Source organism: Microbacterium testaceum StLB037, from assembly GCF_900104345.1.
Classification (GTDB): Bacteria; Actinomycetota; Actinomycetes; order Actinomycetales; family Microbacteriaceae; genus Microbacterium; species Microbacterium testaceum_A.
On sequence record NZ_FNJN01000008.1, the window covers coordinates 113,761 to 140,597 of the forward strand.

The window sequence follows — 26,837 nt, forward strand, 5'->3', positions numbered from 1 at the left end:
ATGCCCGACGCACCGCCGTGCACGTCGTCGTGCGCGTGACGCCCGACGGTGCGAGACTGGAACGATGGACGCCCCCTCCACCAGCGACATGACCGCGACGACCGCCGAGCCCCAGGCCGAGACGACCGAACTCGACGCCCCCAGCAACAGGAAGGCCCCGTTCCCGCGCGGCTTCCTCGACACGATCTCGACCGGCTGGGCCGAGCACCCCGCGGCCCTCCCCGAGCCGCGTGAGCAGGCCGCCTGGGCCGCGCGTCGCCGCGCCCGCGTCTCGGAGGCCTTCCCCGGGCAGCGCGTCGTGGTCCCCGCCGGCGGGCTGAAGCAGCGCAGCAACGACACCGACTACCCGTTCCGCGCGCATTCCGCCTTCGCCCACCTCACCGGGTGGGGCAGCGACGCCGAGCCCGACGCCGTCCTCGTCTTCGAGCCGCGCGACCAGGGTCACGAAGCCGTGCTGTACTTCCGCGAGCGGGCCGACCGCACGACGGCGGAGTTCTACTCGGATGCCACCGTCGGCGAATTCTGGATCGGCCCCCGCCCCGCCCTCGACGGCGTGGCCGCCGACCTGGCCCTGGCCACGGCCCACCTCGCGGACTTCCAGACCGGCGACGACGACCGCACCGTGGGCGAGGACGACGAGGTCACGCGTTTCGTCTCGGAGCTGCGCCTGATCAAGGACGAGTACGAGCTCGCCGAACTGGCCCTCGCCGTCGAGGTCACGGGCCGCGGCTTCGACGACATCGTCGCCGAGCTGCCCCGCATCATCGAACACCCCCGGGGCGAGCGGGTCGTGGAGGGCGTCTTCCACCAGCGCGCCCGCTCCGACGGCAACAGCGTCGGCTACGACACCATCGCCGCCTCGGGCCCCCACGCGTGCTACCTGCACTGGACCCGCAACGACGGCGCCGTGAAGCCGGGCGACCTCATCCTCGTCGACGCCGGCGTCGAGGTCGACAGCCTCTACACGGCCGACATCACGCGCACGCTGCCGGTGTCGGGCACGTTCACCGACATCCAGCGCCGCATCTACGAGACGGTCCGCGAGGCCGCCGACGCCTCGTTCGCCGCCGCGAAGGTCGGCGTTCCGTTCCGCCGTCTGCACGAGGCTGCGATGGAGGTCATCGCCGCGCGCGTCGCCGAGTGGGGCCTGCTCCCGGTGACCGCCGAAGAGGCGCTCCACGCCGACAACGGGGGTCAACACCGCCGCTACATGGTGCACGGCACGAGCCACCACCTCGGCATCGACGTGCACGACTGCGCGCAGGCGCGTCGCGACATGTACTACGACGGTCTGCTCGAGCCCGGCATGGCCTTCACGATCGAGCCCGGCCTGTACTTCCAGATCGACGATCTGACCGTCCCCGAGGAGTACCGCGGCATCGGCGCGCGTATCGAGGACGACATCGTCATGACGTCCGACGGCCCGGTCAACCTGTCGGCGGGCATCCCCCGCACGGCGGACGAGGTCGAGGAGTGGATCGCCCGGCTGTCGCGATGACGTTCACGCCGGCGGCATCCTTCACCACCCGGCCGACCCTGCGGGGCACGTTCGGGATGTCGGCCTCGACGCACTGGACAGCGACCGCCACCGCGCAGTCCGTGCTCGAGCGCGGCGGCAACGCGTTCGACGCGGCGGTGGCGGCAGCGTTCGTGTTGCACGTCGTCGAGCCGCACTTGAACGGCCCCGGGGGCGACCTCGTCGCCCTCGTCCGACCCGCGGGGCGGGCGGAGCCCGTCGTCCTCATGGGCCAGGGCCCGGCGCCCGCGCGCGCGACCATCGAGCACTTCCGCGGCCGCGGGCTCGACCTCGTGCCCGGGGCGGGAGGCCTCGCCGCCGCCGTGCCGGGCGCCGTCGACGCCTGGCTGCTGCTGCTGCGCGATCACGGCACGTGGGAGCTCGGCGACGTGCTCGCCTACGCGATCGGTTACGCCCGCGACGGGCACCCGCTCGTGGCGGGGGCGGCCGCGACCATCGCCCGGGTCGCCGACCTGTTCCGCGACCACTGGCCGACTTCGGCAGAACGATGGATGCCGGAGGGCACGCCACCCGCCGTCGACACGCTCGTGAGCAACCCTGCGTATGCCGACGTGCTCGACGGACTCGTGGCGGCGGGAGCGGGGGTCGACCCCGTGCGGGGTGCTCACGCGCGGGCGGACGACGTGCAGCGCCGCCAGGCGGAGGCGGACCATTCGCAACGCGACGACGCGCAAGCGGGCCACGCGTCTCGCGACCGCGCGCCGCGCGACGACCGCGCCGCACGCATCGACGCCGCCCGCGCGCACTGGATGACCACGGTGCTGCCCGAGGCCGCCGCCTTCATCGCGCAGCCGCACCGGCACGCGGACGGTGCCGATCACCCCGGCATCCTGAATGCTCAAGACCTGGCGGACTGGCGCGCCTCGTTCGAGCCGGCCGTGTCGACGAGCTTCCGCGGGTGGGACGTGTTCAAGGCCGGCACGTGGACCCAGGGACCCGCTCTGCTGCACACGTTGCGGCTGATCGAGGCCTCCGACGACCTCGACCCGTCGTCGGTCGAGGGAGCGCACCTGCTCCTCGAGGCGCAGAAGCTCTCGTACGCCGACCGCGACGCGTGGTTCGGCGACGCCGGCGGGGCCGTCGACCTCGACGCCCTGCTCGCCGACGACTACGTCGCCTCCCGGCGGGCGCTGATCGGGCCCGAGGCCTCGAGTCAGTGGCATCCGGGATCACCCGAGGGCCGCGACCCGGTGCTGCCACCGTTGCGCACCGACCACGCGAGCACCGACGGCTCGACCGGCGAACCGACGGTCGACCGCTCGGGGCAGACCCGCGGCGACACGTGCCACCTCGACGTGATCGACCGCTGGGGCAACGTCGTCTCGGCGACCCCGTCGGGCGGCTGGCTGCAGTCGTCGCCGACCGTGCCGTCGCTGGGATTCTGCCTGGGCACGCGCCTGCAGGCGACGTGGCTCGTGCCGGGGCACCCGGCATCGCTCACCCCGGGCCGGCGACCGCGGACGACCCTGACCCCGACCCTGGTGTCGCGCGGCGCGGAGGTCATCGCGATCGGCTCCCCCGGCGGCGACCAGCAGGACCAGTGGCAGCTGACCGTGCTGCTGCGCATGCTCGTCGGCGGCTACAGCGCGCAGCAGGCGATCGACGCGCCGAACCTCAACATCACCGCGCTCATCGATTCGTTCTGGCCACGCACGTGGGTGCCCGCGGGCGTCGCCCTCGAAGACCGCATCGGCGACGACGTCATCGCCGCGCTCGAGCAGCGCGGGCATCGCGTGCGCCGCGCGGGCGACTGGGCCCTCGGCCGCGTCACCGCCGTCGGGCGCGGAGCCGACGGCGTGCTGTGGGCCGCGGCGAACCCCCGCGGAGCCCAGGGCTACGCCGCGGGGCGCTGACGCTCGGGTCCACCTCTGTCGGCGCACCGACGCGCCGGGCTACATGCGGCGGGGCGCCCGGCTTCGCGGGGCGTAGACGTGTGGCGTCCCGCGTCGGGGCGCCGACGCGGGCAGCCGCGACCCGACGAACCACCGCGCGACGGGGCCGCACCACCCGGACACAACTCAGGAGATATCGACGCACCCACGGCTTCCACGCCTCCCCCGTCGCGGAACTGCAGGAGTTGTGCACCACGCCGGCGCCGAAATTCCTGCGATGCGTTCGCCGCGCGAGACCGCGCGGAGCCCAGAGCTTCGCGGCAGGGCGCCGACAGTCATCGAAACTCGACCCGCCGCCCAGGTCGTCAGAGCGAGCGCACGAACTCCGCGACCACCGGGGCCAGAGCCGCACCGATCTCGTCGGCCGCGCGCCGGGCGCCTTTCACCTCGAACGAGTGGTTGCCGCCGGCGATCCAATGCACTCGCGCGTCCTGGCACGAGGCAACGACCTCGTCGAACTGCGCGCGCGGGGCGATGAAGGGATCGTTCTCCCCCTCGACGAACAGCTGCGGAACGCCGATGGCCGGCAGGTGCTCGCGGCGCGGCTTCTCGGGACGCCACGGCGGGTGAAGCGGATACCCGAGGTAGGCGAGACCGGCCGGGGCGATCACCCCTTCGGCGGAGGCCATGGATGCCATGCGCCCGCCGTACGACTTCCCCACTGCCGCGTACGGGCCGGGGGCGGCCGAGGCGAGCAAGGCCTCGACGCCTGTCCAGGTGGCCACCGCGTGGGACGCGGGTCCGGGCATACGGCGTCCCGCCTCGACGTAGGGGAAGACGAAGCGCAGCACCGACACCCCCGAGGCCACGAGGGCGTCGGAGAGCCCGGAGAGGAACGGGTGCTCCATCCCTGCGCCCGCACCGTGCGCGAGAGCGACGGTCGCGGCCGCGGCCGGTGCCGCGGACCACAGGCCCGACACCTCGGTGTCGCCCGCCGGCAACGCGACGGCGATGCGGACGGGCTCGGTGCTCACCGCTCGGTCGGGGTGGGGCGCTCGTCGGGGCGCGGAGTCTCGGCGGTGCGGTCGTCCTTCTCCGGCGCCTCGGGCACGGGCGCCGACGGCGGGGCGATGCGCTCCCCGTAGCGCGGGGGCTCGTCGTCGCGCGGGGCCGGGTTCGGGGTCGGTGCCGGCGGGCGCGGCGGGGCGACGGGAGCAGCGGAGCCCGGAGCGACCCGTTCGCCATACTGCGGCGGCGCGGAGTCCGAGGGCGCCGGACGCGACACAACGGTGGGAGCGGCAGCGGAGCCGGCCGGGCCCACGATCCCGCGGGCCTTGTGGACGCTGGGCGCCGCGACGCAGACGTCGTAGTGATCGGCGGCGACCTGCATCACCGACGCGAAATCGCGGCGGCGGCGCACGATGGAGTACGTCCCGATGCTCAAGATCATGCCGAGCGCCATTCCGACCAGCAGGACGCCGATGAACGCGGAGATCTGCACGGTCGGCATCCCGAGCACGAAGATGAACGCGAAGAGCAGGCCGAGCATGAGGCCGTTCAGCGCACCCGAGCGGGCCGCCGTGGCGTAACCGAGCTTGCCGGTGATGCGCTCGATCGAGCGCAGACCCGAACCCACGATCGCGATGTCGCGCGCGGGCACCTCGCCGGCGATGAGGGACGAGACGGCCTTCTGCGCCTGCTCATACGTCGGGAACGAGGCGATCTTCTCGCCGACCTCGTCGCGACCGGCACCCGGACGCTGCGCGAACATACTCATTTCACCATTCTGTCACGCGCGCCTGACCGTTCCCGAGGTGTTGCAGAGGAGGCGCGGACTACGCTGTACCGGTGAGCACGCAAAGGGTTTTCGTCGCCCGCTTGGCGGGCTGCACGGTGTTCGACCCGGCGGGAGACCGTCTGGGTAAGGTACGCGACGTCGTGGTGATCTACCGCGCGTCTGCGGCGCCGCGCGTCGTGGGGCTCGTCGTCGAGATTCCCGGACGACGACATGTGTTCGTGTCCATCGGGCGCGTCACCTCCATACAGGCCGGTCAGGTCATCACAACCGGTCTCATCAACGTGCGCCGTTTCCAGCAGCGCGGCGGCGAAGTGCGCGTCATGGCAGAGATGCTCGGACGCCGCGTGAGCCTCGTCGACGGCTCGGGCACCGCGGTCATCGAAGACGTCGCGATCGAGCGCAACCGCCTCGGCGAGTGGGACGTGGGGCAGCTGTTCCTGCGCCGCCCGCGCACGAGCGCCTCGCCCTTCGCCAAGGGCGCGACGACGTTCGCCGCGTGGGGCGAGGTGCGCGAGAACCAGACTCCCGGCGAGGCGCAGTCCGCCGAGCAGCTGGTCGCGACCTACTCCGAGCTCAAGCCCGCCGACCTCGCCAACACCCTCCTCGACCTGCCTGAGGAGCGCCTCATCGAGGTGGCCGAAGAGCTCAGCGACGACCGCCTGGCCGACGCCCTCGAAGAGATGCCCGAGGACGAGCAGGTCCACATCCTCGAGCAGCTGGGCGACGAGCGCGCCGCCGACATCCTGGATGCCATGGAGCCCGACGACGCGGCCGACCTCCTCGGTCAGCTCCCCGAGTCGCGCTCCGAGCAGCTGCTCGACCTGATGGAGCCGGAAGAGGCCGACGACGTTCGCGCCCTCCTGCAGTACGGCCCCGACACCGCGGGCGGTCTGATGACGCCCGAGCCGATCGTGCTGTCGGCCGATGCGACGGTGGCCGAGGCCCTGGCCCTCATCCGCCGGCACGAGCTGCACCCCGCCCTCGCGGCATCCGTCTTCATCACCCTTCCGCCGTACGAGACGCCCACGGGGCGCCTGCTCGGCACCGTGCACTTCCAGCGCATGCTGCGCTACCCGCCGCACGAGCGCCTCGGCGCGATCATCGACGACACCCTCGAGCCGGTCACCGCCGACGCCACCGCCGCCGAGGTCGCGCGTCTGCTCGCGAGCTACAACCTCGTCTCGCTCCCCGTGGTCGACCAGGCGCACCGACTCGTGGGCTGCGTGAGCGTCGACGACGTGCTCGACTACCTGCTGCCCGATGACTGGCGCACGCACGACAGCGATGATCCGAGACCCAGGGCCACGATCAGACCCACGCATACGTCGAGCATTCCGACCCAGATCCCCCAGACCCCGAGGAGGCGCTGATGGCACGCAACAACCGCAAGCCGGCTCTCGACGCCCCGCGCGGCCGCACCGGCGTCCTCGCCCCTCGCGCCCCGCAGCCCTCGCGCGACCGCTTCGGTCGGTTCACCGAGTGGGTCGCGCGCGCGATGGGGACCCCGACGTTCCTGCTGTCCCTGACGCTGTTCTGCGTGGTGTGGATGGGCTGGAACTCGATCGCCCCCGACGAGCTGCGCTTCGACTCCGCCGCGATCGGCTTCACCGCGCTGACCCTCGTGCTCTCTCTGCAGGCGTCCTACGCCGCGCCCCTCATCCTGTTGGCCCAGAACCGGCAAGATGACCGCGACCGCGTGCAGATCGAGCAGGATCGCCAGCGCGCCGAGCGCAACCTGGCCGACACCGAGTACCTCGCCCGCGAGATCGTGGCGTTGCGCATGGCCGTTCGCGATCTGACCGACGAGGTCATCACGAAGGACACGCTGCGCGCCGAACTCCGGGCGGCGCTGGAGCGCCTCGACGCCGACGACGACGCCCCGCGGGCGGAGTCCGGACGCGCGGACGCCCCTCGTGGCGACCTGCGCCGCGGCACGCACACCGAGCCCGCGCGGCCCGGCTCGTGAGCGTCGACCTCACCGAGAGGGTTCGCTCGGCCGTCGCCGCGGTCACCGATCCCGAGCTTCGTCGTCCCCTCGGCGAGCTCGACATGCTGCGAGAGATCTCGGTCGCGGACACCACGGCGCAGGTGGCCATCGCCCTCACCATCGTGGGCTGCCCCGCCGCCGACCGCATCGAGCGGGAGGTCCGGGATGCCGCGGCCTCGGTCGCCGGCATCGACGCGGTCGATGTGCGGGTCGGGGTGATGTCGCCCGACGAGCGGAGGGCGTTGACCGAGAAGCTCCGCGGCGGCCGCGCGAAGCGCGAGATGCCCTTCGGCCCCGACTCGCTGACCCGCGTCATCGCGGTGACCAGCGGCAAGGGCGGCGTGGGGAAGTCGACCGTGACCGCGAACCTCGCGGTGGCGTTGGCGGCGAAGGGGCTGCGCGTCGGTCTGATCGACGCCGACGTCCACGGTTTCTCGATCCCGGGGCTGCTCGGGCTCGTCGACGCCGATGGTCTGCCTCCGGCGCCGACCAAGCTCGACGACCTCATCCTTCCGCCCGTCGCCTACGGGGTGAAGGTCATCTCGATCGGCATGTTCCTTCGGCGCCCCGGGGAGGATGCCGCCGGCGCGGTCGCCTGGCGCGGACCCATGCTGCATCGCACCGTGCAGCAGTTCCTCACCGACGTGTTCTTCGGCGATCTCGACGTGCTGCTGCTCGACATGCCGCCCGGTACCGGCGACGTCGCCATCTCGGTCGGTCAGCTGCTCCCCCACGCCGACGTCCTGGTCGTCACGACACCTCAAGCCGCGGCCGCCGAGGTCGCCGTGCGCTCCGGACTCGTCGCGCGCCAGACCGGCCAACGCCCCATCGGCGTCATCGAGAACATGGCCGCGATGACCCTGGCCGACGGGACCGTCCTCGACCTGTTCGGCTCGGGCGGCGGAGAAGAAGTGGCCCGCGCCCTGTCGAGCGACGGCGTGGACGTGCCGCTGCTGGCATCCGTTCCGCTCAGCGCCGCCCTCCGCACCGGGGGCGACGACGGACGCCCCGTCGTGCTGTCGCAGCCCGACGACCCGGCCGCGATGGCGATCGACGCGGCGGCCTCGGCTCTGGCGGTGCGCCCGCGCGGACTGTCCGGCAAGCCCCTGCGCCTCAACGTCTGACGCAGAGCGGGACGCCCGTCACGAGAACATGACGCTGTAGCGGAAACAGGGCGTTCCCGCCGGAATCAGCCTGTCCTCGTCACGTCCCCTGTTTCGGTGACGGGCTCCCGCGTCAGGTCGCCTCGTCGTCGAACGGCGGCAGCTCGCCCGCCACGAAGGGGGTGGATGCCGGCTTCTCGCGCGCCGCGAGAGCTGCGGCGCCCGCAGCCCGCATCGTCGCCGTCGGGGTGTCGTCGAGCAGCGCCTCGCGGATGATGCGCCGCGGGTCGTACTGGCGCGGGTCGAGCTTCTTCCAGTCGACGTCGTCGAACTCGGGGCCCATCTCGTCGCGCATGCGCGAACGGGCACCCTGCAGCGTCTCTTTCGCGCGCTTGGTGAACTTGGCCAACGCCTCCGCGTAGCGCGGCAGGCGCTCGGGGCCGACGAGGACCGCTGCGATCACGCCGATCAGCATCAGCTTCTCGATCGTGAGGCCGAAGAACATGCCTCCAGATTACCGGCCTCGCCTGGGGGTCCAGCGACCATCCGCCGTCTAGCCTGATCTGAGGAGGTCCACGTGAGCGGTCATGAGGCGAACGAACGGTTCGTGCAGGAGTCGACGGTCGAGCCCGAGCACATCGCTCGCGCCCGGGCGCACGCGCTCGAGCTCGGAGCGGCGCCCATCAGCCCCGCGGTCGGAGCCCAAGCCGCGGTGATCTCGGCGGCATCCCGTGCTCTCAACATCGTCGAGGTGGGCACCGGCGGCGGCGTGTCGGGCCTCTGGCTGCTGCACGGTTCGCCCCGCGCGACGATCACCACGATCGACAGCGAACCCGAGCACCTCGGGGCCGCTCGCTCCGCATTCTCGGACGCCCGCGTGCCCGCCGCGCGTGCCCGATTCATCACCGGGCGGGCATCCGATGTCCTGCCGCGCATGAACGAGGCGTCGTACGACATCGTCTTCATCGACGCCGACCCCGAAGGCGTCATCGAATACGTCGAGCACGGCCTGCGTCTGGTGCGCGCCGGCGGGACCGTCCTCATCCCCCGCGTCCTCGCGCACGGCGCGGTCGCCGACCCGGTGCGCCGCGACGCGGTGACCACGGCCTACCGCTCGCTGATTCAAGAGGTGCAGTCCTCCCCCGCCGTCATCGGCGCCCTGTCGACCACGGGCGAAGGCCTGCTGCAGCTCACGACCCGTCCACCCGAGGCCTGAACCTCTCCCCGCGAAGCACGCGGGAACGAAGAAGGCCGGCCCCCGCGGGAGCCGGCCTTCACTGCGTCGATGGTCGTCAGGCGGTGACGACACCACCGAGCACGTCGTAGAGTTCCTTCGCCTCGGCGTCGTTCACCGAGACGACGAGTCGCCCGCCACCCTCGAGCGGCACGCGCACGATGATCAACCGGCCCTCCTTCACGGCCTCCATCGGTCCGTCGCCGGTACGCGGCTTCATGGCTGCCATCGCGGCCCCCTTTTCGTCGTTGGTCTGCCTGAGAAGTTTACCGGTATCCCGCGTGGCGGGTCGTACAGGCGGGTCGGCGGGGGCGGATCTGGGTCAGGGAATCTGCCAATACGTGTTCGCGAGGGCGTACATGTTGTAGATCCACCACCACTGTCCGAGCAGCGCGAGAGCGAGAACGCCGAACCGCCACGCGCGCGATTTCGGCACCGCGAGGGCGCCCCACAGCGGCGAGATCGGCACGAGCAACCGGAAGATGCTGGACTGCGGGAAGAACACCAGCAGCAGGTAGACGAGGTAGCTCGCCGACCACAGTCGCACCTCGATGCCCAGTCGCTTCACCTGCGGCGAGAACAGCAGCAGCGCGGCGATGGCCACCACCATCAGCGCGAGGAACACGTAGCCCGTGACGGCGCCGAGCCCCCACCGGGTGAACCAGAACCCCGCGGCCTCGACGAACCCGTCGAAGGGGACGAAGCCCCGCCCCGAGTCCCCGAGCCAGTTGCGCCGCCACGCCAACTCGGTCGCCAGGTACGCGCCCGGGTCGCCCGTGACGATCCCCGCGATCACCTGCCACGCGAAGCCCACCACGACCGAAAGTCCGCCGAGGGCCACGAGATGCGCGATGTCGCGCGTCGTAAGCGGATCCTTCCGTCGGCGCACGAAGCGGTATACCCCGTAGAGACCGAGGAACAGAGCGAAGGCGAGGATCCCGGGGCGCGTGAACCCCATCGCCGGGACCAGCAGATAGAGCCAGCCCCATCGACGTCGCTGCACGCACCGGAGGGCCAGGAAGAGGAAGAACAGGAACAGCGCCTCGGCGTACCCCACCTGGAACAGGGCGGCGAGCGGACCGCACGCGAAGAAGACCACGGCCCACATCGCGGCGGAGTCGCCGATCCGATCCCGCAGCATCGAATGCAGCACGAGGCACGCACCGAACCCCGCGGCCAACGAGATGGTGACGGCCCCGGCGCCCCACGAGCCGAGCAGGAATCCGAGTCCGGCCGAGAGGTACGAATACAGCGGCATGAACGCCCACGCGTTCTCGGCGACGTGACCGCCCGCGGCGAGGGGCAGATCAACGGGATATCCCGACACCGCGGCGAGCCAGTACCACTGCGCATCCCACCCGAGCGCGAGCTTATCGAGCGAGGGGGCCACACCGTACCGCGACCCGGGCCCCGACAGCGCAGAGGCCAGCAGGAAGAATCCCGTCGTGACCACGCGCGCCGCACCGTAGACGATGGCGATGCGCGCCGGCACGGGCAGGCGCTCCCACCATCCGACCCGCGTGCGCGTCGTGGCCGCGGCGGTCACGACCCGCTCAACCAGGCACGAAGGCCGCGCTCGACGGCGTCGATCTGCGCGATCGGAACCCGCTCCTCGTCGTGGTGAGCGAGGTGCGGGTCACCGGGACCGTAGTTGACGGCGGGGATGCCGAGCGCCGAGAACCGCGCCACGTCCGTCCAGCCGTACTTCGGTTTGGGGGTGGCACCCACGGCATCCACGAAGTCCTTCGCCAGGGCCGCGTCGAGGCCGGGACGAGCTCCTTCGGCCACGTCGACGATCTCGACGTCGAAGCCCGTGAACACGTCGGTGACGACGCGGGTGGCGGCGGCGGCGTCACGGCTCGGCGCGAAGCGGTAGTTGACCTCGACCGCGCACGCGTCGGGGATGACGTTGCCCGCGACCCCGCCCGAGATGCTGACAGCGTTCAAGCCCTCGCGGTAGACAAGACCCTCGACCTCGATCTCGCGGGCACGGTACTCGGCCAGGCGCGCGAGGATCGGCGCGGCCTTGTGGATCGCGTTCTCGCCGATCCACGATCGCGCGCTGTGCGCACGGACTCCCTCGGTGCGCACGATGGCGCGGAGCGTGCCGTTGCAGCCGCCCTCGACCTCGCCGTTGCTCGGTTCGCCGAGGATCGCGAAGTCGCCCTCGAACAGGTCCGGGCGGTTGCGCGAGAGCCGACCGAGGCCGTTCAGCGCCGAGTCGACCTCTTCGTGGTCGTACCACATCCAGGTGATGTCGACCGGGGGCGCGGTGAGCTCGGCGGCGAGCTTGAGCTGCACCGCGACGCCCGCCTTCATGTCGACCGTCCCGCGGCCCCAGATGACGTCCTCGCCGTCGACCGTGCGGTCCTCGACGGGGAGGTTGCGGTTGATCGGCACGGTGTCGATGTGCCCGGCGATGACGACCCTGCGGTCGCGCCCCAGGGCGGTGCGGGCGACGATGGTGTCGCCGTCGCGGATGACCTCGAGGTGGGGGTACGCGGAGACGGCGGCCTCGATGGCATCCGCGAGAGGGGTCTCGTCTCCCGAGACGCTGTGGATGTCGCAGACGGCTCGCGTCAGGGCGGCCGAGGACTGGGTGAGGTCGAGCGCGGGCATGCCCCGATCTTCCCACAGCCGGTGCCCCAGTACCCTGGGACGGTGAGCAACGAACGACGCATCAGCGCTGCCGGCCTCTCGACGCGAACCACCGGGGGGACGGTGCTCGACGCCTGGTTCCCGAAGCCGGTCCTCGGTGCCCACGGAGACCTGGATGCCGAGCAGGCGGCGCTCGAATCCGCCGCCGGCCCCGACGAGCGACGTGGCGTCGTCGTCGAGACGGTGTCTCTCATGATCGACGCCGACGCGGCTCCCGCCTCGACCGTCGACGCCTACCTGCGCCTGCACGCGCTCTCGCACCTGCTCGTCCGGCCCAACGAGATCAACCTCGACGGCATCTTCGGGCACCTCCCCAACGTCGCGTGGACGAACGCGGGTCCCGTGCACCCCGACGACGCGGAGCGCCTGCTGCCGCAGTTGAAGCGTCACGGCATCCAGCTCCAGGGTCTCGACAAGTTCCCGCGCCTGACCGACTACGTCCTGCCCGCGGGCGTGCGCATCGCCGACGCCTCGCGCGTGCGCCTGGGCGCGCACCTCTCCCCCGGCACGACCGTCATGCACGAGGGCTTCGTCAACTTCAACGCCGGCACGCTCGGCTCCTCGATGATCGAGGGCCGCGTCTCTCAGGGCGTCGTCATCGGCGACGGCACCGACATCGGCGGCGGCGCCTCGATCATGGGCACGCTCTCGGGCGGCGGGACGCACCGCGTCTCGATCGGAGCACGCACCCTGCTCGGCGCGAACGCCGGCATCGGCATCTCGCTCGGAGACGACTGCGTCGTCGAGGCCGGTCTCTACGTCACCGCCGGCACGAAAGTGCGCGTCGGCGACGAGACGGTCAAGGCGGGCGAGCTGTCGGGTCGCGACGGCATCCTGTTCCGCCGCAACTCTCTCACCGGCGCCGTCGAGGCCTCGGCCCGCGCCGGCGTCGGCGTCACGCTGAACGAGGCACTGCACGCCTGAGCGGCAGGCGCCTGCGCCCTTTTCCCGATAAACGCTCCCTGCACGAGGAAACGCCCTCGGCGCGCGTTTCTCCGTGCAGGGAGCGTTTCTCGTCGCGTATCCGCCTCCGCGCCGGTCGCGTCAGTCGCGCACCCGCACCGACAGGCAGGTCACGCAGCCCTCGAGCTTCTCGAACTCGCTCACGTCGACGGTCACGACCTCGAGGCCGCGGAACCGGTGCTCCTCCGCCGTCGCCGGAGCGTCCGCCGACATCAGCACCGTGTCGTCGTCGAGGACGACCACGGCCGTGCCGTGCTCTTCGGGGACTCCCGCGAACACCGGGAACATCGACGGATCGTCGACCAGCGGCTCGAACCCCACGACCGTTCCGTCGGGTAGCGCCGTCACCCCCGACTTCAGGTGCAGCACCTTCGTGACCGGGATCTCGCGCACCTCCCACCCACGCGGCTCGAGCAGAGCCCGCAGCTGGGCGATGCCCTCGGCGTTCGTCCGCGACGACGCGCCCACGTAGACGGTCCGTCCGACCTTGAGCACGTCGCCCCCGTCGAGGGTTCCGGGTTCCACGATCTCGGCAAGATCGATTCCGGATGCCGTGACCCCCGCGCGCACGCTCTCCGCCTCGCCGCGGCGCGAGACGGCGCCGGCCCGGCAGAGCACGGCGAGGTCGCCGAAGACGACGACCGCATCCTCGACGAACACCCCGTCGGGCTGGTCATCGGCCGGGTCGATCTCGACGATCTCCCACCCACGGGTGCGGAAGGCATCGACGTACGCCTGCCACTGCGTCAGCGCCAGCTCGGCATCGACCGGCACGCGGTCGAGGTGGGTGAGCTCGCCCTCGGCGAGGCGGGGCGACGGACGGCGAACGAGCAGGCGCGACATGCCCCGACCCTACTGGTTGCGTCATCGGCGTCGGCGGAACCGCCTGGCATCCGGTCTCTCCGGCGCACCCATGTCCCCATCTGCGCAGACCATGTCCCACAATCGGCTCCCTGGCGGCGCCCCAGACAGCACAAAGTGGGACATGGCTGCAGGGCGAACCACCCTCGCCGACCATGTCCCCATATATGCAGACCATGTCCCACAATCGGCTCCCTGGCGGCGCCCCAGACAGCACGAAGTGGGACATGGGGAGAACCAACGACACACACCGCCGCACACAGCGAAACGCCCCGCCCCTCGCGAGAGGGACGGGGCGCTCCAGGCCGGATCAGATGCCGGGGTAGTTGCGCTCGGCGGCACCCGTGTAGAGCTGCTGCGGGCGGCCGATCTTCGTCTGGGGGTCGCTGATCGCCTCGCGCCACTGGGCGAGCCAGCCGGGCAGACGGCCGATCGCGAACAGCACCGTGAACATGCGCGTGGGGAAGCCCATCGCCTTGTAGATCACGCCGGTGTAGAAGTCGACGTTCGGGTAGAGGCGACGCTCCTTGAAGTAGTCGTCCTCGAGGGCGATCTGCTCGAGCTCCTTGGCGAGGTCGAGCAGCGGGTCGCTGACGCCGAGTGCGGTGAGCACCTCGTCGGCCGACTCTTTGACGAGCTTCGCGCGCGGGTCGTAGTTCTTGTAGACGCGGTGACCGAAGCCCATGAGCTTGACGCCCTGCTCCTTGTTCTTCACCCGCTCGACGAAGCGCTCGACGCTCTCGCCCGAGTCGCGGATGCGTGCGAGCATCTGCAGGACGGCTTCGTTCGCGCCACCGTGCAGGGGGCCGGAGAGCGCCTGGATGCCGGCCGAGATCGACGCGAACTGATTCGCTCCGGTCGAACCGACCAGGCGCACGGTCGAGGTCGAGGCGTTCTGCTCGTGGTCCTCGTGCAGCATCAGCAGCAGGTCGAGGGCCTTCGTCATGACCGGGTTGGCCTCGAAGGGCTCGCTGTGCACACCGAAGTTGAGCTTGAGGAAGTTGTCGACGAAGCCCAGGGAGTTGTCGGGGTACAGGAACGCCTGTCCGATGCTCTTCTTGTGCGCGTAGGCGGCGATCACGGGGAGCTTCGCGAGCATGCGGACCGTGTTGAGCTCGACGTGCTCGGGGTTGTGCGGGTCGGACTCGGCCTCGTAGTAGGTCGAGAGGGCCGCGGTCGCCGCTGAGAGCACCGACATGGGGTGCGCGGTAGGCGGTAGCGCCGAGAAGAGGCTCTTGAGGTCTTCGTGCAGCAGCGTGTGACGGCGGATCCGCTCGTCGAACGACGCGAGCTCGGATGCCGAGGGCAGCTCGCCGTAGATGAGCAGCCACGCGACCTCGAGGTAGGTGCTGTTCTTCGCCAGCTGCTCGATGGGGTACCCGCGATAGCGGAGGATGCCCTGATCGCCGTCGATGTAAGTGATGTCGGACTTCGTCGACGCCGTGTTGACGAAACCGTAATCGAGCGTGGTGTGACCGGTCTGCTTCGTCAGCGACGCGATGTCGATGCTCGGAACGCCGTCGGTGCCTCGCAGGACCGGGAATTCGGCGGTGGTGCCCCCTACCGTGAGAGTGGCCTTGTCCTGCTGCGTGCCCGCGTCGCTCACCGCGCCTCCTTGCGATTTCTGGTCGCCCGTGTGGTCGAACGCGGGGGGTTGCGGCACCCCGCGATCTTCTCGCCCTCTGGATGCCACGGGAATGGCATCCGGGTCGGCGGGGCGCACGGAGGATGACCCCGAACGACCTGCCTTTACAGCCTAGTAGGCACTCCGGCGTACAGATGACACCGCTAAAGGTTGCCCCCATCGAATGGAGGGAACCTCCTGGTCAGGCGCGCAGACGCTCCGCGGCGGCGGCGATGCGCTCGTCGGTCGCGGTGAGCGAGAAGCGCACGTGGTTCGGAAAGTGGGTGCCGTAGAAGTGCCCCGGTCCCACCAGGATGCCGAGATCGGCGAGGCGGTCGACGCTCTCCCACGCGTCGCGTCCCTCGGTCGCCCAGAGGTACAGGCCGCCCTCGCTGCGGTCGATGGTGAAGCCGGCGGCCTCGACCGCGGGCTTGAGGACCGCGCGGCGGCGGGCGTAGCGCTCGCGCTGCGCGGCGACGTGCTCGTCGTCTCCGAGGGCGACGGTCATCGCGCGCTGCACCGGCGCGGGCGGCATGAGGCCCAGGTGCTTGCGACCGGTGAGCAACCGCGACACGAGGGCGGGGTCACCGGCGAGGAACGCCGCGCGGTACCCGGCGAGGTTCGACTGCTTGCTCAAGGAGTACACCGACAGCACGCCGGAGAGGTCGTCGCCGACGACGCCCGGGTCGAGCACGCTCGGTACGGGCTGCTCATCCCACGGGGCGTCCCAGCCCAGTTCGGCGTAGCACTCGTCCGACGCGAGGACGGCACCGATTTCACGCGCCCGGGCCACGGCATCCCGAAGCTCGTCCGTCGAGAGGACGCGCCCGTCGGGATTGCCGGGTGAGTTGATCCAGATCACGCGCGCGTTCGCGGGCCACGAGGACGGATCGTCGGATGCCACGGCCTCGGCGCCCACGAGACGCGCTCCGACCTCGTAGGTCGGGTAGGCGGCGCGCGGGTGAACCACCGCATCGCCCGGGCCGAGCCCCAACAGCAACGGCAGCAGGGCGACCAGCTCTTTGGAGCCGACGGTCGGCAGAACGTTCGCCGCGGCCAGGCCGGGGACGCCGCGCCGGCGGTGGTACCACTCGGCGATCGCCTCGCGCAGCGCCGGGGTCCCCGCCGTCTGCGGGTAAGCGTGCGCGTCGGTTGCGTCAGCCAGAGCTTCGGCGACGACGGCGGGCGTCGGGTCGACGGGCGAGCCGATGGACAGGTCGACGATGCCGTCGGGGTGGCGTCGGGCGCGCTCCGCGTACGGGGCGACCGCGTCCCACGGGTAGTCGGCGAGGTCGGCGACGCCCACGGGTCAGTGCGCCTGCGGGGGCAATGCGGTGATGACGGGGTGGTCCTTGGCGATCACGCCGACCTTGGCCGCACCACCGGGCGAGCCGATGTCGTCGAAGAACTCGACGTTGGCCTTGTAGTAGTCGGACCACTCCTCGGGGAGGTCGTCCTCGTAGTAGATGGCCTCGACGGGGCAGACCGGCTCGCACGCACCGCAGTCGACGCACTCGTCGGGGTGGATGTAGAGCGATCGTTCACCCTCGTAGATGCAGTCGACAGGGCACTCATCGATGCAGGCGCGGTCTTTCACATCGACGCACGGGAGGGCGATCACGTAAGTCACCGCATCAGTCTAATCGCGCCGGAGCGACCGACCCCGCCGCCGGGCCGCGGGCTTAGGATTCGGCCGGGCGCGCCGGCGCCTGCATCTTGCTGAAGTCGGGCCACAGCGCGACCAGCACCATGAGCGCGGGTCCGACGACCGTCCACACGAGCGGGATCCACTCGGTCCCCGCGGTGGGGGCCGCGACGATCGCGGAGCCGCCCGGCCCCACCTGAGAGAACAGGTAGGTGGCGGCGGTGATCCCCAGCCCTCCGGCGAGGGCGTTGACGCGATCGCCCGTGAGTGTGCGCAGGGCGATGAGCAGGGCCGCACTGCCAATCGTCGCGAGGATCAAGCCCACCGGCACGGGGCCGACGAGGAAGGCCTGGCCGACGGTGCCGGCTGCTCCGTAGAAGGCCCCCACGAGCAGGGCCACCACCCAGCCGACGACGCGGAGAATCGTGGAAGTCACCGGTCGAGTCTAGGCGCGACGGCTATGCGACGGCCGCGGCCGATAGCGCTCACCCCTCACGCCGCCCACCCCCAGAGCCGCAGCAGCGCCGCGGTGAGGGCCGCCGCGGCGACCACGACGAGGAACGGGGCGCGCGCCCAGAGGAGCAGGGCCGCGACGCCGACCGCCGGGAGTCGCGCGTCCACGACCACCGCCGACCCCGCGCCGAGCGTCTGCACCATCACGAGCGCCGAGAGCAGGGCGACGGTGAGAAGGTCCGCGATCCGCGCGGGGCGCGGCTTGTCGAGCCAGTGAGCGGGAAGCAGGTAGCCCGTCGCCTTGAGGGCGACGCAGATGACGGATGCCGTGAGCACCGCGGTCCACAGGGTCATGGCATCCGCTCCTCGGTTGCCGCCGGCTTCGCGGGCCGGGGATCGAACAGTCCCACCGCGATCGCGACTCCCGCCGCCGCAATCACCGGGATCCCCGGCATGAGCCACGGTGTGAGCAGCGCCGCGACGATCGCCGCTCCCGCGGCCACTGCCAGGGGCTGACGTCCGCGAAGACGCGGCCACAGCAGAGCGAGGAACGCGGCGGCCGCCGCCGCATCGAGACCGTAGACACGGGGGTCGCCGAGGACGTCGCCGAGGAGCGCCCCCAGGAGAGTCGAGAGGTTCCAGCCGACCCAGATCGCCACACCCGTGACCCAGAAGCCCACCTGACGAGCGCGCGGCTCGGTCTGCGCCAGGCCGACCGCCACCGATTCGTCGATCGTGAAGTGCGTGGCCGACGCCTTGCGCCAGGGTCCGCCCGCCACGACGGGCGCCATGCGCATCGCGTACGCGGCGTTGCGGACGCCGAGCAGGGCCGACGACGCGATCGCCGCGGGTGCGGCGGCCACTCCCCCCGCGGCGATGACGCCGACGAACGCGAACTGCGATCCGCCGGTGAACATCAGCAGGCTCAGCACGCAGGTCTGCCAGATGTCCAGACCGGATGCCACGGACAGGGCCCCGAAAGAGATGCCGTAGGCACTCGTGGCGAGGGCGACGGCGAGGCCCTGTCGAGCGGCGACACCCTCGGATGTTCGGTGAAGCGAACGCATGGACATCATCGTGAACGCTCAAGACGTCGTTCGTCAAGTCGAACGATCGACGGTCATAATGAACAGATGAGCGATCTGAGCGCCCGAATCGCCGCGAGCCTGCGCCGCGAGCGAGAAAGACGTGACCTCAGCGTCTCGGAACTCGCCCGGCGGGCCGGAGTCGCCAAGGCCACCGTCTCGCAGCTCGAGAACGGGGGCGGCAATCCCAGCGTCGAGACCCTGTGGGCGCTGGCCTCGGCGCTCGAGATCACGTTCGCCGACTTCGTCGACGAGGGCGCGCACTCCCCCACCCTCATCCGGGCCGGCGAAGCCGGTGCGGCCGTGGCCTCATCGGCATCCGACTACATCGCCGTCCTGCTCTCGGCGAGCCCCCCGCACGCTCGCCGCGACATCTACCTGCTCTCGGCCGAACCGGGTTCCCCCCGCCGATCCGACCCGCATCCCCGGGGAACGATCGAGCACCTCGTGATGGTCTCGGGTCGCGGTCTCGTCGGCCCGGCCGACGCCCCCTTCGAGCTCGCACCCGGCGACTACCTTTCGTACGCCGGTGACGCGCCCCACGTCTTCGAAGCGCTCACGGCGGGTATGAGCGCCGTCTGCGTCGTCGAGTCCCGCTGACCCGACGACCGCGTCGACAGGGTCCGGACGCGGGGATATCGTGCTGGCATGTCCCGCGTCTTCGACATGACCTTCTCGTCGGTGTATCCGCTGTACGTCGCGAAGGTCGAACGCAAAGGGCGCACCACCGACGAGCTCGACACGGTGATCCGCTGGCTGACCGGGTTCGACGAGGCGGCCCTCGCCCGCCACGCGCAGGGGTCGACCACGTTCCGCGAGTTCTTCGACGAGGCGCGGCTCACCCCGCAGGCCGCCGAGATCACCGGAGTGGTCTGCGGCGTGCGGGTCGAGCAGATCGAAGACCCGCTGATGTACCGCATCCGACTGCTCGACAAGGTCGTCGACGAACTGGCGAAAGGCAAAGCGCTCGCGAAGGTGATGCGCGCGGGGGCGTCCGGAGACAGCTGAACTCCCGCCGGTCCCCGCACACCCGCGGACGAATCCCCCGACGCGCCGCCTACCCCAGCCGCGTCGCCGAAAACCCCCCGCCGTCAGGCACGCCACGGCATCCGGATGCCACCCACCCGCAGACCCCGCAAAGCGAACGGCCCCGCCGAGCACGAGGCTGGGCGGGGCCGTTCGAGACGGGAACGCTTACGCGTTGGCGTCCTGGCGCTTCAAGCGCGAAGCGGAGCGACCGCGCGCGGTCGCGTCGAGCTCGACCTTGCGGATGCGCACCTTCTCGGGCGTGACCTCGACGCATTCGTCGTCGCGGGCGAACTCCAGCGACTCCTCGAGCGTGAGGATGCGCGGGGGCGTCATCGACTCGAAGGAGTCGGAGGTCGACGAACGCATGTTCGTGAGCTTCTTCTCCTTGGTGATGTTGACATCCATGTCGTCGGCGCGCGAGTTCTCGCCGATGACCATGCCCTCGTAGACCTCTTCGGTGGGCTGCACGAAGAAGCTCATGCGCTCCTGCAGGGCGATCATGGCGAACGGGGTGACGACACCCATGCGGTCGGCGACGATCGAGCCGTTCTGGCGGGTCGTGATCGAGCCGGCCCAGTCGTCGTAGCCGTGCGAGATCGCGTTCGCGATGCCGGTGCCGCGCGTGATGGTGAGGAACTCGCTGCGGAAGCCGATGAGGCCGCGCGAGGGCACGACGAACTCCATGCGCACCCAGCCGGTGCCGTGGTTCGTCATGTTGTCCATGCGGCCCTTGCGGGCGGCCATGAGCTGCGTGATCGCACCGAGGTGCTCTTCGGGGGCGTCGATGGTGAGGTGCTCGAAGGGCTCCTTGAGCTTGCCGTCTTCGCCGCGCTTGGTGACCACCTGGGGCTTGCCGACGGTGAGCTCGAAGCCCTCGCGACGCATGTTCTCGACGAGGATGGCCAGCGCGAGCTCGCCGCGGCCCTGGACCTCCCACGCGTCGGGGCGTCCGATGTCGACGACTTTGAGCGAGACGTTACCGATGAGCTCGCGGTCGAGGCGGTCCTTCACCATGCGGGCGGTGAGCTTGTGGCCCTTGACCTTGCCCATGAGGGGCGAGGTGTTGGTGCCGATGGTCATCGAGATGGCCGGGTCGTCGACGGTGATCGCCTTGAGCGGGCGCACGTCCTCGGGGTCGGCGATGGTCTCGCCGATGGTGATGTCGGGGAAACCGGCGATGGCGACGATGTCACCGGGGCCGGCGTCTTCGGCCGGGTAGCGCTCGAGGGCGCGGGTCTTCAGCAGCTCGGTCACGCGAGCGTTGCTGGTGGTGCCGTCGGCGCGCACCCAGGCCACGGTCTGGCCCTTCTTCAGCGTGCCGTTGAACACGCGCAGCAGAGCGAGGCGACCGAGGAACGGCGAGGAGTCGAGGTTGGTGACCCAGGCCTGCAGAGGCGCCTCGTCGTCGTAGGCGGGAGCTGGAACGTGCTCGAGGATCGCGCCGAAGAGCGGCTCGAGGTCTTCGTTGTCGGGCAGCGAGCCGTTGTCGGGGCGGTTGAGCGACGCGGCACCCGCGCGGCCCGAGGCGTAGACGACCGGCACGTCGAGCAGGGCGTCGACGTCGAGGTCGGGCACGTCGTCGACCAGGTCGGACGCGAGGCCCAGCAGCAGGTCGTGCGCCTCTTCTTCGACCTCGGCGATGCGCGCGTCGGGGCGGTCGGTCTTGTTGACCAGCAGGATGACGGGGAGCTTGGCCTCGAGGGCCTTGCGCAGCACGAAGCGCGTCTGGGGCAGCGGGCCCTCGGACGCGTCGACGAGCAGCACGACGCCGTCGACCATCGACAGGCCGCGCTCGACCTCGCCACCGAAGTCGGCGTGGCCGGGGGTGTCGATCACGTTGATCGTCACCGGAACGTCGCTGTGCACGCCGTTGTAGGTGATCGCCGTGTTCTTGGCGAGGATCGTGATGCCCTTTTCGCGCTCGAGGTCGTTCGAGTCCATCGCGCGCTCTTCGACGTGCGCGTGGTCGCCGAACGAGCCGGTCTGGCGGAGCATGGCGTCGACGAGGGTCGTCTTGCCGTGGTCGACGTGCGCGACGATCGCGACGTTACGGAGGTCAGGACGAAGGGCGTGCGCCATGGAGGGTCTCCAGGAAAATTCGGGGTGATGCCCGGAATCGGGCGTCCCTAGTCTACCGGGCGCCTACGACACTCCCGGGCAGGAGACGCACAGGTAACGGGAACGCACGAAAAAGGGGCGGAATCCCGCAGGATCCCGCCCCTTTCCATCAGTGGATCAGGAGTTCGCGAAGCCCACGATCGTCCAGTCGATGGTCTCGAACTGGGTGGCTCCCCAGTTCACGAGGCCCTGCTTGACGGCGTAGACGTTCGGCAGCGGCGCGATCGGGATGATCGGCACGGACTCCCAGAGCACCTTGTTGATCTCCTGCGCGGTCTGCTGACGCGCGGCGGGGTCGAGCTCGGAGTTGGCCTTCTCCCACAGGGCGTCCAGGCGCGGGTCGGCGATGCCGGTGTAGTTCTGCGCCGAGTCGACCGGCGTGAACAGCGAACGGCTCGACGAGATCGGGTAGGCGGTGCCCTGCCACGAGAACGTCACCATCTCGAAGTCACCCTTGATGATGTAGTCCGAGAAGTAGCTGCCGACGGGAACCGAGACGAGCTCGACCGGGATGCCGACCTCGGCGAGGTCCGCCTGGATCTGCTCGGCGCGCTGGATGTTCGTCGTCGTGTCGGCCGGGACCGTCACCTTGAACGACAGCGCGGTGCCGTCCTTCGTCCACGAGTCGCCGTCCTTGGTGTAGCCGGCGGCCTCGAGGTACTTGGTGCCCGCGTCGACGTCGTACGGAAGCGAGTCGTCGGTGTAGCCGTCCTGGCCGGGCATGAAGATGTAGCTGCCCTGCGTGATGGCGGGGACGCCGACCGGCGAGTTCGCGTTGGTGGCGATCTGGCTGCGGTTGACGATGGATGCGATCGCCTTGCGGACGTTGACGTCGGCGAGGGGTCCGCTCGAGGCGCGCATCGTGATGTGCGTCCAGGTCAGACCGTTCGACGCCTGGATCTCGGCACCCGGGACGTTCTGGGCCGTCTGGTAGAGGTCGGCGTTGGAGCTGATGTTCAGCGCGTCGATCTCACCGTTGCTGAACGAGGTGCCCTGCTGGGCCTGGCTCACGGCGCGGAAGACGACCGAGTCGAGCTTGGGCTTGGCGCCCCACCAGTTGGGGTTCGGCTCGAGCGTCGCCACACCGGCCGTCGAGTCGAAGTTCGCGAGCTTGAAGGGTCCCGATGACGGAAGCGCCTTCGTGAGATAGCCGGTGTTGAAGGTGTTCGGGTCGTTGGCGACGCTCGCGGGCAGGACCTGGCCGAAGAGGCTCTGCCAGTCGGCGAAGACCGACGAGAAGGTGATGACGACGTCGAACTGGTCGGTGCCCTGCTCGACGGACGAGATCTGGTCCCACCCGGTGGTCGAGATGACCACGTACGCGGGGTTGCTGCCGTTGTTGGCCTTCCAGGTCGCCTGGTAGTCGGCCACCGTGATGGGCGTGCCGTCTTCCCACTTGGCATCCGGGTTGAGCTTGATCTCGACCTTCTGGGGGTCGCTGCTGGTCAGCTCGACGGAAGAGGCGTAGTTCTGGTCGACGATCGGCTTGCCGTCCTCGCCGATGCGGATGGGCCCACCCTGCATCGCGGCGACGATGTTGTTCGTGTTGGCCTCGTTGCCGTCGATCTGGAAGTTGTTCCAGTTCACGGGCATGGAGTCGACCGCGAGAGTCAGCGTGCCGCCGTCCTTGACGTCTGCGGCATCGGCGCGCACCCACGCGGTCGACGGCAGCGAGTTCTGATCCTCGGGGTTCGCCGACGGAGCGGCGGTGTTGCCCGGCGCGCACCCGGCGATCGCCAGGGCGGCGGCGCTCAGCAGCGCGAGAGCGCTGAGGGCCTTCGCTTTACGCATTCTCATGTGATCAATCCTCTCGTTGGTGATCGGGGAGGGCCCCCGGCGACATGGTGCCGTCGGTCGGGGACGTTCGGGGGGAGCCGGCCGACACCGTCTCGAGGACGAGGTCGGACCGTTCGGCGTAGTGGCACGCCACCTGGGAGTGCGCCTGGGAGCGCAAGCCCGGGTCGTCGTTGTCGCACCGGCGCCGATCGGCGTCGGGCAGCAGGCGGTAGAGCGGGCATCGCGTGCGGAAACGGCATCCCGAGATCTCCTGCGTCGGGCTCGGGAGGTCGCCGTCGAGCAGGATGCGCGTTCGCGCCCGCTCGATGCGCGGGTCGGGAATGGGCGCGGCCGAGATGAGGGCCTTCGTGTAGGGATGCCGCGGGTCGTCGAACACCTCGTCGACGGGACCCTGCTCGACGATGCGGCCGAGGTACATGACCGACACGTCGTCGGCGATCTGGCGGACCACGGCGAGGTCGTGCGCCACGAAGAGGAACGAGAGGCCGAGTCGTTCCTTGAGGTCTTCGAGCAGGTTGATGACGCCGGCCTGGATCGACACGTCGAGGGCCGACACCGGCTCGTCGAGGACGACGACGGCGGGGTCGGTCGCCAGGGCGCGGGCGATGCCGATGCGCTGACGCTGACCGCCCGAGAACTCGTGCGGGTACCGGTCCGACATGTTCGGGTCCAGCCCGACGAGACCGAGCAGCTCGCGCATCTTGCGGTCGCGCTCCGCACGCGGCACGCCCTGGACCAGCAGGGGCTCGGTGATCACCTCGCCCACCGGCAGGCGCGGGTCGATCGCGCCCATCGGGTCCTGGAACACGATCTGGATGCCTTTGCGCAGCACGGCCTTGTCCTTACGGCTCACCGTGGCCACGTCGGTGCCGTTGATGCGGATGCTGCCGCTCTGCGGGGCGACCATCTCCATGATCTCGAGGATCGTCGTCGTCTTGCCGCAGCCGGACTCCCCCACCAGTCCCATCGTGCGACCGGGCTGGATCGAGAACGAGATCCCGTCGACCGCGCGCACCGTGCCGACGCGGCGCGGGAAGACCGCGCCCTTCATCAGCGGGAAGTGCTTCACGAGATCGGTGACCTCGACCGCGGGGGTCGCGTCGGGGCGGAGCGGCGGGATCTCGCCGAGAGCCTCGGGCCGCGGGAAGATATCGGGCCGCGCGAGGGCACCGGAGGCGATCTCGCCCGAGCGGATGCACGCCGCGACGTGGTCGGGCACCGCTCCGTGCACCTCGAGCACGGGCTCGATGTCGTGACACGCGTCGATCGCGATCGGGCAGCGCGCGGCGAAGGGGCATCCCTTGGGCAGCGAGGCGAGGGACGGCGGGCGCCCCTCGAGCGGGACCAGTCGGTGCGAGCCCGCGGTCTGCATGTTCGGCACCGAGCGCAGCAGCCCCACGGTGTACGGCATGTGCGGGTCGTGGAAGATCTCGTCGACCGTGCCCCGCTCGACGAGCTTGCCCGCGTACATGACCGCGACGCGGTCGGCGTGGCCGGCGACGACGCCGAGGTCGTGCGTGATGAGCACGACGGCGGCGCCCGTCACCTCGCGGGCCTTCTGCAGCACCTCGAGAATCTGCGCCTGGATGGTGACGTCGAGGGCGGTCGTCGGCTCGTCGGCGATGATCACGCGCGGGTCGTTGGCGATCGCCATGGCGATCATCGCGCGCTGTCGCATACCGCCCGAGAACTCGTGAGGATACGCGCGCGCCCGACGCTCGGCATCCGGGATGCCGACGAGCTTGAGCAGCTCGACGCTGCGGGCGTGCGCAGCCTGTGCGCTCAGGGCGCGGTCGTGCAGACGCAGTCCCTCGGAGATCTGGTCGCCGACGGTGTAGACCGGGGTCAGCGCCGACAGGGGGTCCTGGAAGACCATCGCGAGCTCGGCGCCGCGGATCTTCGACAGCTGCCCGTCGTTCATGCCGAGCAGCGAACGACCGTCGTAGAGGATGTCGCCCTCGACCTGCGCGTTCGAGGGCAGCAGCCCCATCACGGCGAGCGACGACACGCTCTTGCCGGAGCCGGACTCGCCCACGATGCCGAGGAACTCCCCCTCGTGCACGTCGTACGAGATGCCGCGGACGGCGCGGACGGGAGAACCGTCGCGCTGCGGAAAGGTGACGCTGAGGTCGCGGACCGACAGCAGCGGCGAGCGGCCGGTCGAGGACAGCAGGGTGGCGGATCGGGTGTCAGTCACGGTTCGCTCCCGAGGTGGGGTCGATGGCGTCGCGCAGGGCGTCGCCGATGAGGCTGATGGCCAGGAGCAGCACGATCAGCACGCCGGCGGGGTACACGAACAGCCACGGGCGGGTCACCGCGGCCGACGTCCCCGACGCCAGCAGCGTGCCGAGCGAGACGTCGGGCGCCTGGACGCCGAAACCGAAGTAGCTGAGCGAGGTCTCGGCCATGATGGCCGCGACGATGCCGAGGGTCGCGTCGATGATGAGCAGCGACGCGATGTTGGGGATGATGTGGCGGCCGAGGATCTGCCGGGTCGGCATGCCCATGTACCGCGCCGCGCGCACGAAGTCGCGGTTGCGCAGGGACCGGGTCTGGTTGCGGACGACCTGAGCGAGGATCATCCAGCTGAACACCGCGAGGAAGAACGTGAGGGCGAGCCACGACAGTCCGCGGGTCAGCGGACTCAGCAGCACCAGGATGAAGAACGACGGGATGACGAGCAGAAGGTGGATGAGCCACCCGATGACCGCGTCGATCTTGCCGCCCAGGTAGCCGGCGAGGGATCCGACGGCCGCCGCGATGAGGGTGGCGCCGATGCCCGCCAGAGCGCCGATGATGAGCGACTTCTGCAGACCCACGAGCGTCTGCGCGTAGATGTCCTGCCCGATGCCGTTCGTCCCGAACCAGTGCAACTGAGTCGGTCCCAGGCCCACGTTCAGGAAGTCGCGCTGGGTCGAGTCGTAGGGGTAGAGCAGCGGCCCGATGAAGGCCCACAGCACGATGAAGACGAGGATGCTCGCGCCCACCCAGAAGCGAGGCATCTTGCGCAGCCGCGAGCGCACCAGCGCTCCGCGCGACAGCGGTTTGCGGTCGCGGGTGACAGGGCTCGTGGCGACGAGCGTTCCGTCGAGGGCTTCTTCCTGCATGGTCAT

At 70.5% G+C, this 26,837-nt stretch carries 26 protein-coding genes; 9 read left to right on the forward strand and 17 right to left on the reverse strand.

Annotated elements, in window-relative coordinates:
• The first annotated feature begins 88 nt into the window (after positions 1 to 88).
• Positions 89 to 1,498, forward strand: a complete 1,410-nt coding sequence (locus BLS25_RS15845; protein WP_074697112.1) for an aminopeptidase P family protein — start codon at positions 89 to 91, stop codon at positions 1,496 to 1,498.
• Positions 1,495 to 3,390 (forward strand): gamma-glutamyltransferase family protein, encoded by a 1,896-nt coding sequence (locus tag BLS25_RS15850; protein ID WP_074697114.1) that lies wholly within the window; start codon positions 1,495 to 1,497, stop codon positions 3,388 to 3,390. The genes BLS25_RS15845 and BLS25_RS15850 overlap by 4 nt, the downstream gene beginning before the upstream one ends.
• Positions 3,391 to 3,734: 344 nt before the next feature.
• On the opposite strand, the gene BLS25_RS15855 is transcribed toward BLS25_RS15850, so the two are convergent.
• A complete protein-coding gene (locus BLS25_RS15855) occupies positions 3,735 to 4,403 on the reverse strand; it encodes an alpha/beta hydrolase family protein (protein WP_176786402.1) in 669 nt (222 codons plus the stop codon).
• A complete protein-coding gene (locus BLS25_RS15860) occupies positions 4,400 to 5,146 on the reverse strand; it encodes a YflT domain-containing protein (protein ID WP_074696983.1) in 747 nt (248 codons plus the stop codon). Before BLS25_RS15860 ends, BLS25_RS15855 begins: the two co-directional genes overlap by 4 nt.
• A gap of 71 nt (positions 5,147 to 5,217) precedes the next feature.
• Between BLS25_RS15860 and BLS25_RS15865 the strand changes: the two genes are divergently transcribed.
• From BLS25_RS15865 to BLS25_RS15875, 3 genes are read left to right on the forward strand one after another with little or no spacing between them, the layout of a single operon-like run.
• The gene (locus BLS25_RS15865; RefSeq protein ID WP_056230475.1) at positions 5,218 to 6,537 is read left to right on the forward strand and encodes a magnesium transporter MgtE N-terminal domain-containing protein; all 1,320 of its coding nucleotides are present in this window, start codon (positions 5,218 to 5,220) and stop codon (positions 6,535 to 6,537) included.
• Positions 6,537 to 7,133, forward strand: a complete 597-nt coding sequence (locus BLS25_RS15870) for a DUF1003 domain-containing protein (protein ID WP_056230474.1) — start codon at positions 6,537 to 6,539, stop codon at positions 7,131 to 7,133. Before BLS25_RS15865 ends, BLS25_RS15870 begins: the two co-directional genes overlap by 1 nt.
• Entirely contained in the window at positions 7,130 to 8,278 is a 1,149-nt protein-coding gene (locus BLS25_RS15875) for an Mrp/NBP35 family ATP-binding protein (RefSeq protein WP_056230471.1), read from the forward strand. Before BLS25_RS15870 ends, BLS25_RS15875 begins: the two co-directional genes overlap by 4 nt.
• 112 nt (positions 8,279 to 8,390) lie before the next feature.
• Here BLS25_RS15875 and BLS25_RS15880 read toward each other — a convergent pair whose 3' ends face one another.
• The gene (locus BLS25_RS15880) at positions 8,391 to 8,762 is read right to left on the reverse strand and encodes a twin-arginine translocase TatA/TatE family subunit (RefSeq protein ID WP_056230469.1); all 372 of its coding nucleotides are present in this window, start codon (positions 8,760 to 8,762) and stop codon (positions 8,391 to 8,393) included.
• 72 nt (positions 8,763 to 8,834) lie between these two features.
• Between BLS25_RS15880 and BLS25_RS15885 the strand changes: the two genes are divergently transcribed.
• Entirely contained in the window at positions 8,835 to 9,473 is a 639-nt protein-coding gene (locus tag BLS25_RS15885; protein WP_056230467.1) for an O-methyltransferase, read from the forward strand.
• Positions 9,474 to 9,549: 76 nt separating this feature from the next.
• Here BLS25_RS15885 and BLS25_RS15890 read toward each other — a convergent pair whose 3' ends face one another.
• The 3 genes from BLS25_RS15890 to dapE all read right to left on the reverse strand — a co-directional run bounded on the left by BLS25_RS15890 (position 9,550) and on the right by dapE (position 12,110).
• The gene (locus BLS25_RS15890) at positions 9,550 to 9,720 is read right to left on the reverse strand and encodes a DUF3117 domain-containing protein (RefSeq protein ID WP_074615842.1); all 171 of its coding nucleotides are present in this window, start codon (positions 9,718 to 9,720) and stop codon (positions 9,550 to 9,552) included.
• A gap of 93 nt (positions 9,721 to 9,813) precedes the next feature.
• Positions 9,814 to 11,037, reverse strand: coding sequence for a hypothetical protein (locus BLS25_RS15895; RefSeq protein WP_235557003.1), 1,224 nt, complete (start codon positions 11,035 to 11,037; stop codon positions 9,814 to 9,816).
• Complete coding sequence (gene dapE, locus BLS25_RS15900; protein ID WP_056230465.1) at positions 11,034 to 12,110, reverse strand: succinyl-diaminopimelate desuccinylase; 1,077 nt, start codon at positions 12,108 to 12,110, stop codon at positions 11,034 to 11,036. The genes BLS25_RS15895 and dapE overlap by 4 nt, the downstream gene beginning before the upstream one ends.
• A 42-nt stretch (positions 12,111 to 12,152) precedes the next feature.
• Here dapE and dapD point away from each other — a divergent pair, with 42 nt between their 5' ends.
• Positions 12,153 to 13,073 carry a 2,3,4,5-tetrahydropyridine-2,6-dicarboxylate N-succinyltransferase gene (dapD, locus tag BLS25_RS15905; RefSeq protein WP_056230463.1) on the forward strand — a complete coding sequence of 307 codons (921 nt, stop codon included), beginning with the start codon at positions 12,153 to 12,155 and terminating at the stop codon, positions 13,071 to 13,073.
• A 120-nt stretch (positions 13,074 to 13,193) separates the two neighbouring features.
• On the opposite strand, the gene ddaH is transcribed toward dapD, so the two are convergent.
• The 7 genes from ddaH to BLS25_RS15940 form a co-directional block, all read right to left on the reverse strand.
• Positions 13,194 to 13,955 (reverse strand): dimethylargininase, encoded by a 762-nt coding sequence (ddaH, locus tag BLS25_RS15910; RefSeq protein ID WP_056230461.1) that lies wholly within the window; start codon positions 13,953 to 13,955, stop codon positions 13,194 to 13,196.
• A 328-nt stretch (positions 13,956 to 14,283) separates the two neighbouring features.
• Positions 14,284 to 15,579, reverse strand: coding sequence for a citrate synthase (locus BLS25_RS15915; protein ID WP_074696985.1), 1,296 nt, complete (start codon positions 15,577 to 15,579; stop codon positions 14,284 to 14,286).
• Positions 15,580 to 15,799: 220 nt separating this feature from the next.
• The gene (gene dapC, locus BLS25_RS15920) at positions 15,800 to 16,903 is read right to left on the reverse strand and encodes a succinyldiaminopimelate transaminase (protein ID WP_074696987.1); all 1,104 of its coding nucleotides are present in this window, start codon (positions 16,901 to 16,903) and stop codon (positions 15,800 to 15,802) included.
• Positions 16,904 to 16,906: 3 nt separating this feature from the next.
• Positions 16,907 to 17,227, reverse strand: a complete 321-nt coding sequence (gene fdxA, locus BLS25_RS15925; RefSeq protein WP_055836218.1) for a ferredoxin — start codon at positions 17,225 to 17,227, stop codon at positions 16,907 to 16,909.
• Between the two features lie 52 nt (positions 17,228 to 17,279).
• Positions 17,280 to 17,678, reverse strand: a complete 399-nt coding sequence (locus tag BLS25_RS15930) for a histidinol dehydrogenase (protein WP_074696989.1) — start codon at positions 17,676 to 17,678, stop codon at positions 17,280 to 17,282.
• 56 nt (positions 17,679 to 17,734) lie between these two features.
• Complete coding sequence (locus BLS25_RS15935; protein WP_056230455.1) at positions 17,735 to 18,049, reverse strand: AzlD domain-containing protein; 315 nt, start codon at positions 18,047 to 18,049, stop codon at positions 17,735 to 17,737.
• Complete coding sequence (locus BLS25_RS15940; RefSeq protein ID WP_074696991.1) at positions 18,046 to 18,762, reverse strand: AzlC family ABC transporter permease; 717 nt, start codon at positions 18,760 to 18,762, stop codon at positions 18,046 to 18,048. Before BLS25_RS15940 ends, BLS25_RS15935 begins: the two co-directional genes overlap by 4 nt.
• A 66-nt stretch (positions 18,763 to 18,828) precedes the next feature.
• Between BLS25_RS15940 and BLS25_RS15945 the strand changes: the two genes are divergently transcribed.
• Together BLS25_RS15945 and BLS25_RS15950 are read left to right on the forward strand one after the other, a co-directional pair.
• Positions 18,829 to 19,380, forward strand: coding sequence for a helix-turn-helix domain-containing protein (locus BLS25_RS15945; RefSeq protein WP_074696993.1), 552 nt, complete (start codon positions 18,829 to 18,831; stop codon positions 19,378 to 19,380).
• Between the two features lie 48 nt (positions 19,381 to 19,428).
• Positions 19,429 to 19,788, forward strand: a complete 360-nt coding sequence (locus BLS25_RS15950; RefSeq protein WP_056230449.1) for a DUF2200 domain-containing protein — start codon at positions 19,429 to 19,431, stop codon at positions 19,786 to 19,788.
• 186 nt (positions 19,789 to 19,974) lie between these two features.
• Here the strand turns inward: BLS25_RS15950 and typA are convergent, their stop codons facing one another.
• The 4 genes from typA to BLS25_RS15970 form a co-directional block, all read right to left on the reverse strand.
• Complete coding sequence (gene typA, locus BLS25_RS15955; RefSeq protein WP_056230447.1) at positions 19,975 to 21,888, reverse strand: translational GTPase TypA; 1,914 nt, start codon at positions 21,886 to 21,888, stop codon at positions 19,975 to 19,977.
• Positions 21,889 to 22,044: 156 nt separating this feature from the next.
• Positions 22,045 to 23,724 (reverse strand): ABC transporter family substrate-binding protein, encoded by a 1,680-nt coding sequence (locus BLS25_RS15960; RefSeq protein WP_074696995.1) that lies wholly within the window; start codon positions 23,722 to 23,724, stop codon positions 22,045 to 22,047.
• A 4-nt stretch (positions 23,725 to 23,728) separates the two neighbouring features.
• Complete coding sequence (locus BLS25_RS15965; protein ID WP_081349900.1) at positions 23,729 to 25,921, reverse strand: ABC transporter ATP-binding protein; 2,193 nt, start codon at positions 25,919 to 25,921, stop codon at positions 23,729 to 23,731.
• Positions 25,914 to 26,837: an ABC transporter permease gene (locus BLS25_RS15970; RefSeq protein ID WP_056230443.1), complete on the reverse strand. Its 924-nt coding sequence runs from the start codon at positions 26,835 to 26,837 to the stop codon at positions 25,914 to 25,916. Before BLS25_RS15970 ends, BLS25_RS15965 begins: the two co-directional genes overlap by 8 nt.

Excerpts from the sequence above, each read along its gene's own strand:
- BLS25_RS15945 (WP_074696993.1), top strand. The coding sequence starts at position 18,829 with ATGAGCGATCTGAGCGCCCGAATCGCCGCGAGCCTGCGCCGCGAGCGA.
- dapE (WP_056230465.1), bottom strand. The coding sequence starts at position 12,110 with ATGCCCGCGCTCGACCTCACCCAGTCCTCGGCCGCCCTGACGCGAGCC.
- BLS25_RS15880 (WP_056230469.1), bottom strand. The coding sequence starts at position 8,762 with ATGTTCTTCGGCCTCACGATCGAGAAGCTGATGCTGATCGGCGTGATC.
- BLS25_RS15970 (WP_056230443.1), bottom strand. The coding sequence starts at position 26,837 with ATGACCATGCAGGAAGAAGCCCTCGACGGAACGCTCGTCGCCACGAGC.
- BLS25_RS15940 (WP_074696991.1), bottom strand. The coding sequence starts at position 18,762 with ATGCGTTCGCTTCACCGAACATCCGAGGGTGTCGCCGCTCGACAGGGC.
- BLS25_RS15960 (WP_074696995.1), bottom strand. The coding sequence starts at position 23,724 with ATGAGAATGCGTAAAGCGAAGGCCCTCAGCGCTCTCGCGCTGCTGAGC.
- BLS25_RS15860 (WP_074696983.1), bottom strand. The coding sequence starts at position 5,146 with ATGAGTATGTTCGCGCAGCGTCCGGGTGCCGGTCGCGACGAGGTCGGC.
- BLS25_RS15935 (WP_056230455.1), bottom strand. The coding sequence starts at position 18,049 with ATGACCCTGTGGACCGCGGTGCTCACGGCATCCGTCATCTGCGTCGCC.
- BLS25_RS15850 (WP_074697114.1), top strand. The coding sequence starts at position 1,495 with ATGACGTTCACGCCGGCGGCATCCTTCACCACCCGGCCGACCCTGCGG.
- BLS25_RS15870 (WP_056230474.1), top strand. The coding sequence starts at position 6,537 with ATGGCACGCAACAACCGCAAGCCGGCTCTCGACGCCCCGCGCGGCCGC.
- BLS25_RS15845 (WP_074697112.1), top strand. The coding sequence starts at position 89 with ATGACCGCGACGACCGCCGAGCCCCAGGCCGAGACGACCGAACTCGAC.
- BLS25_RS15890 (WP_074615842.1), bottom strand. The coding sequence starts at position 9,720 with ATGGCAGCCATGAAGCCGCGTACCGGCGACGGACCGATGGAGGCCGTG.
- BLS25_RS15950 (WP_056230449.1), top strand. The coding sequence starts at position 19,429 with ATGTCCCGCGTCTTCGACATGACCTTCTCGTCGGTGTATCCGCTGTAC.
- typA (WP_056230447.1), bottom strand. The coding sequence starts at position 21,888 with ATGGCGCACGCCCTTCGTCCTGACCTCCGTAACGTCGCGATCGTCGCG.
- ddaH (WP_056230461.1), bottom strand. The coding sequence starts at position 13,955 with ATGTCGCGCCTGCTCGTTCGCCGTCCGTCGCCCCGCCTCGCCGAGGGC.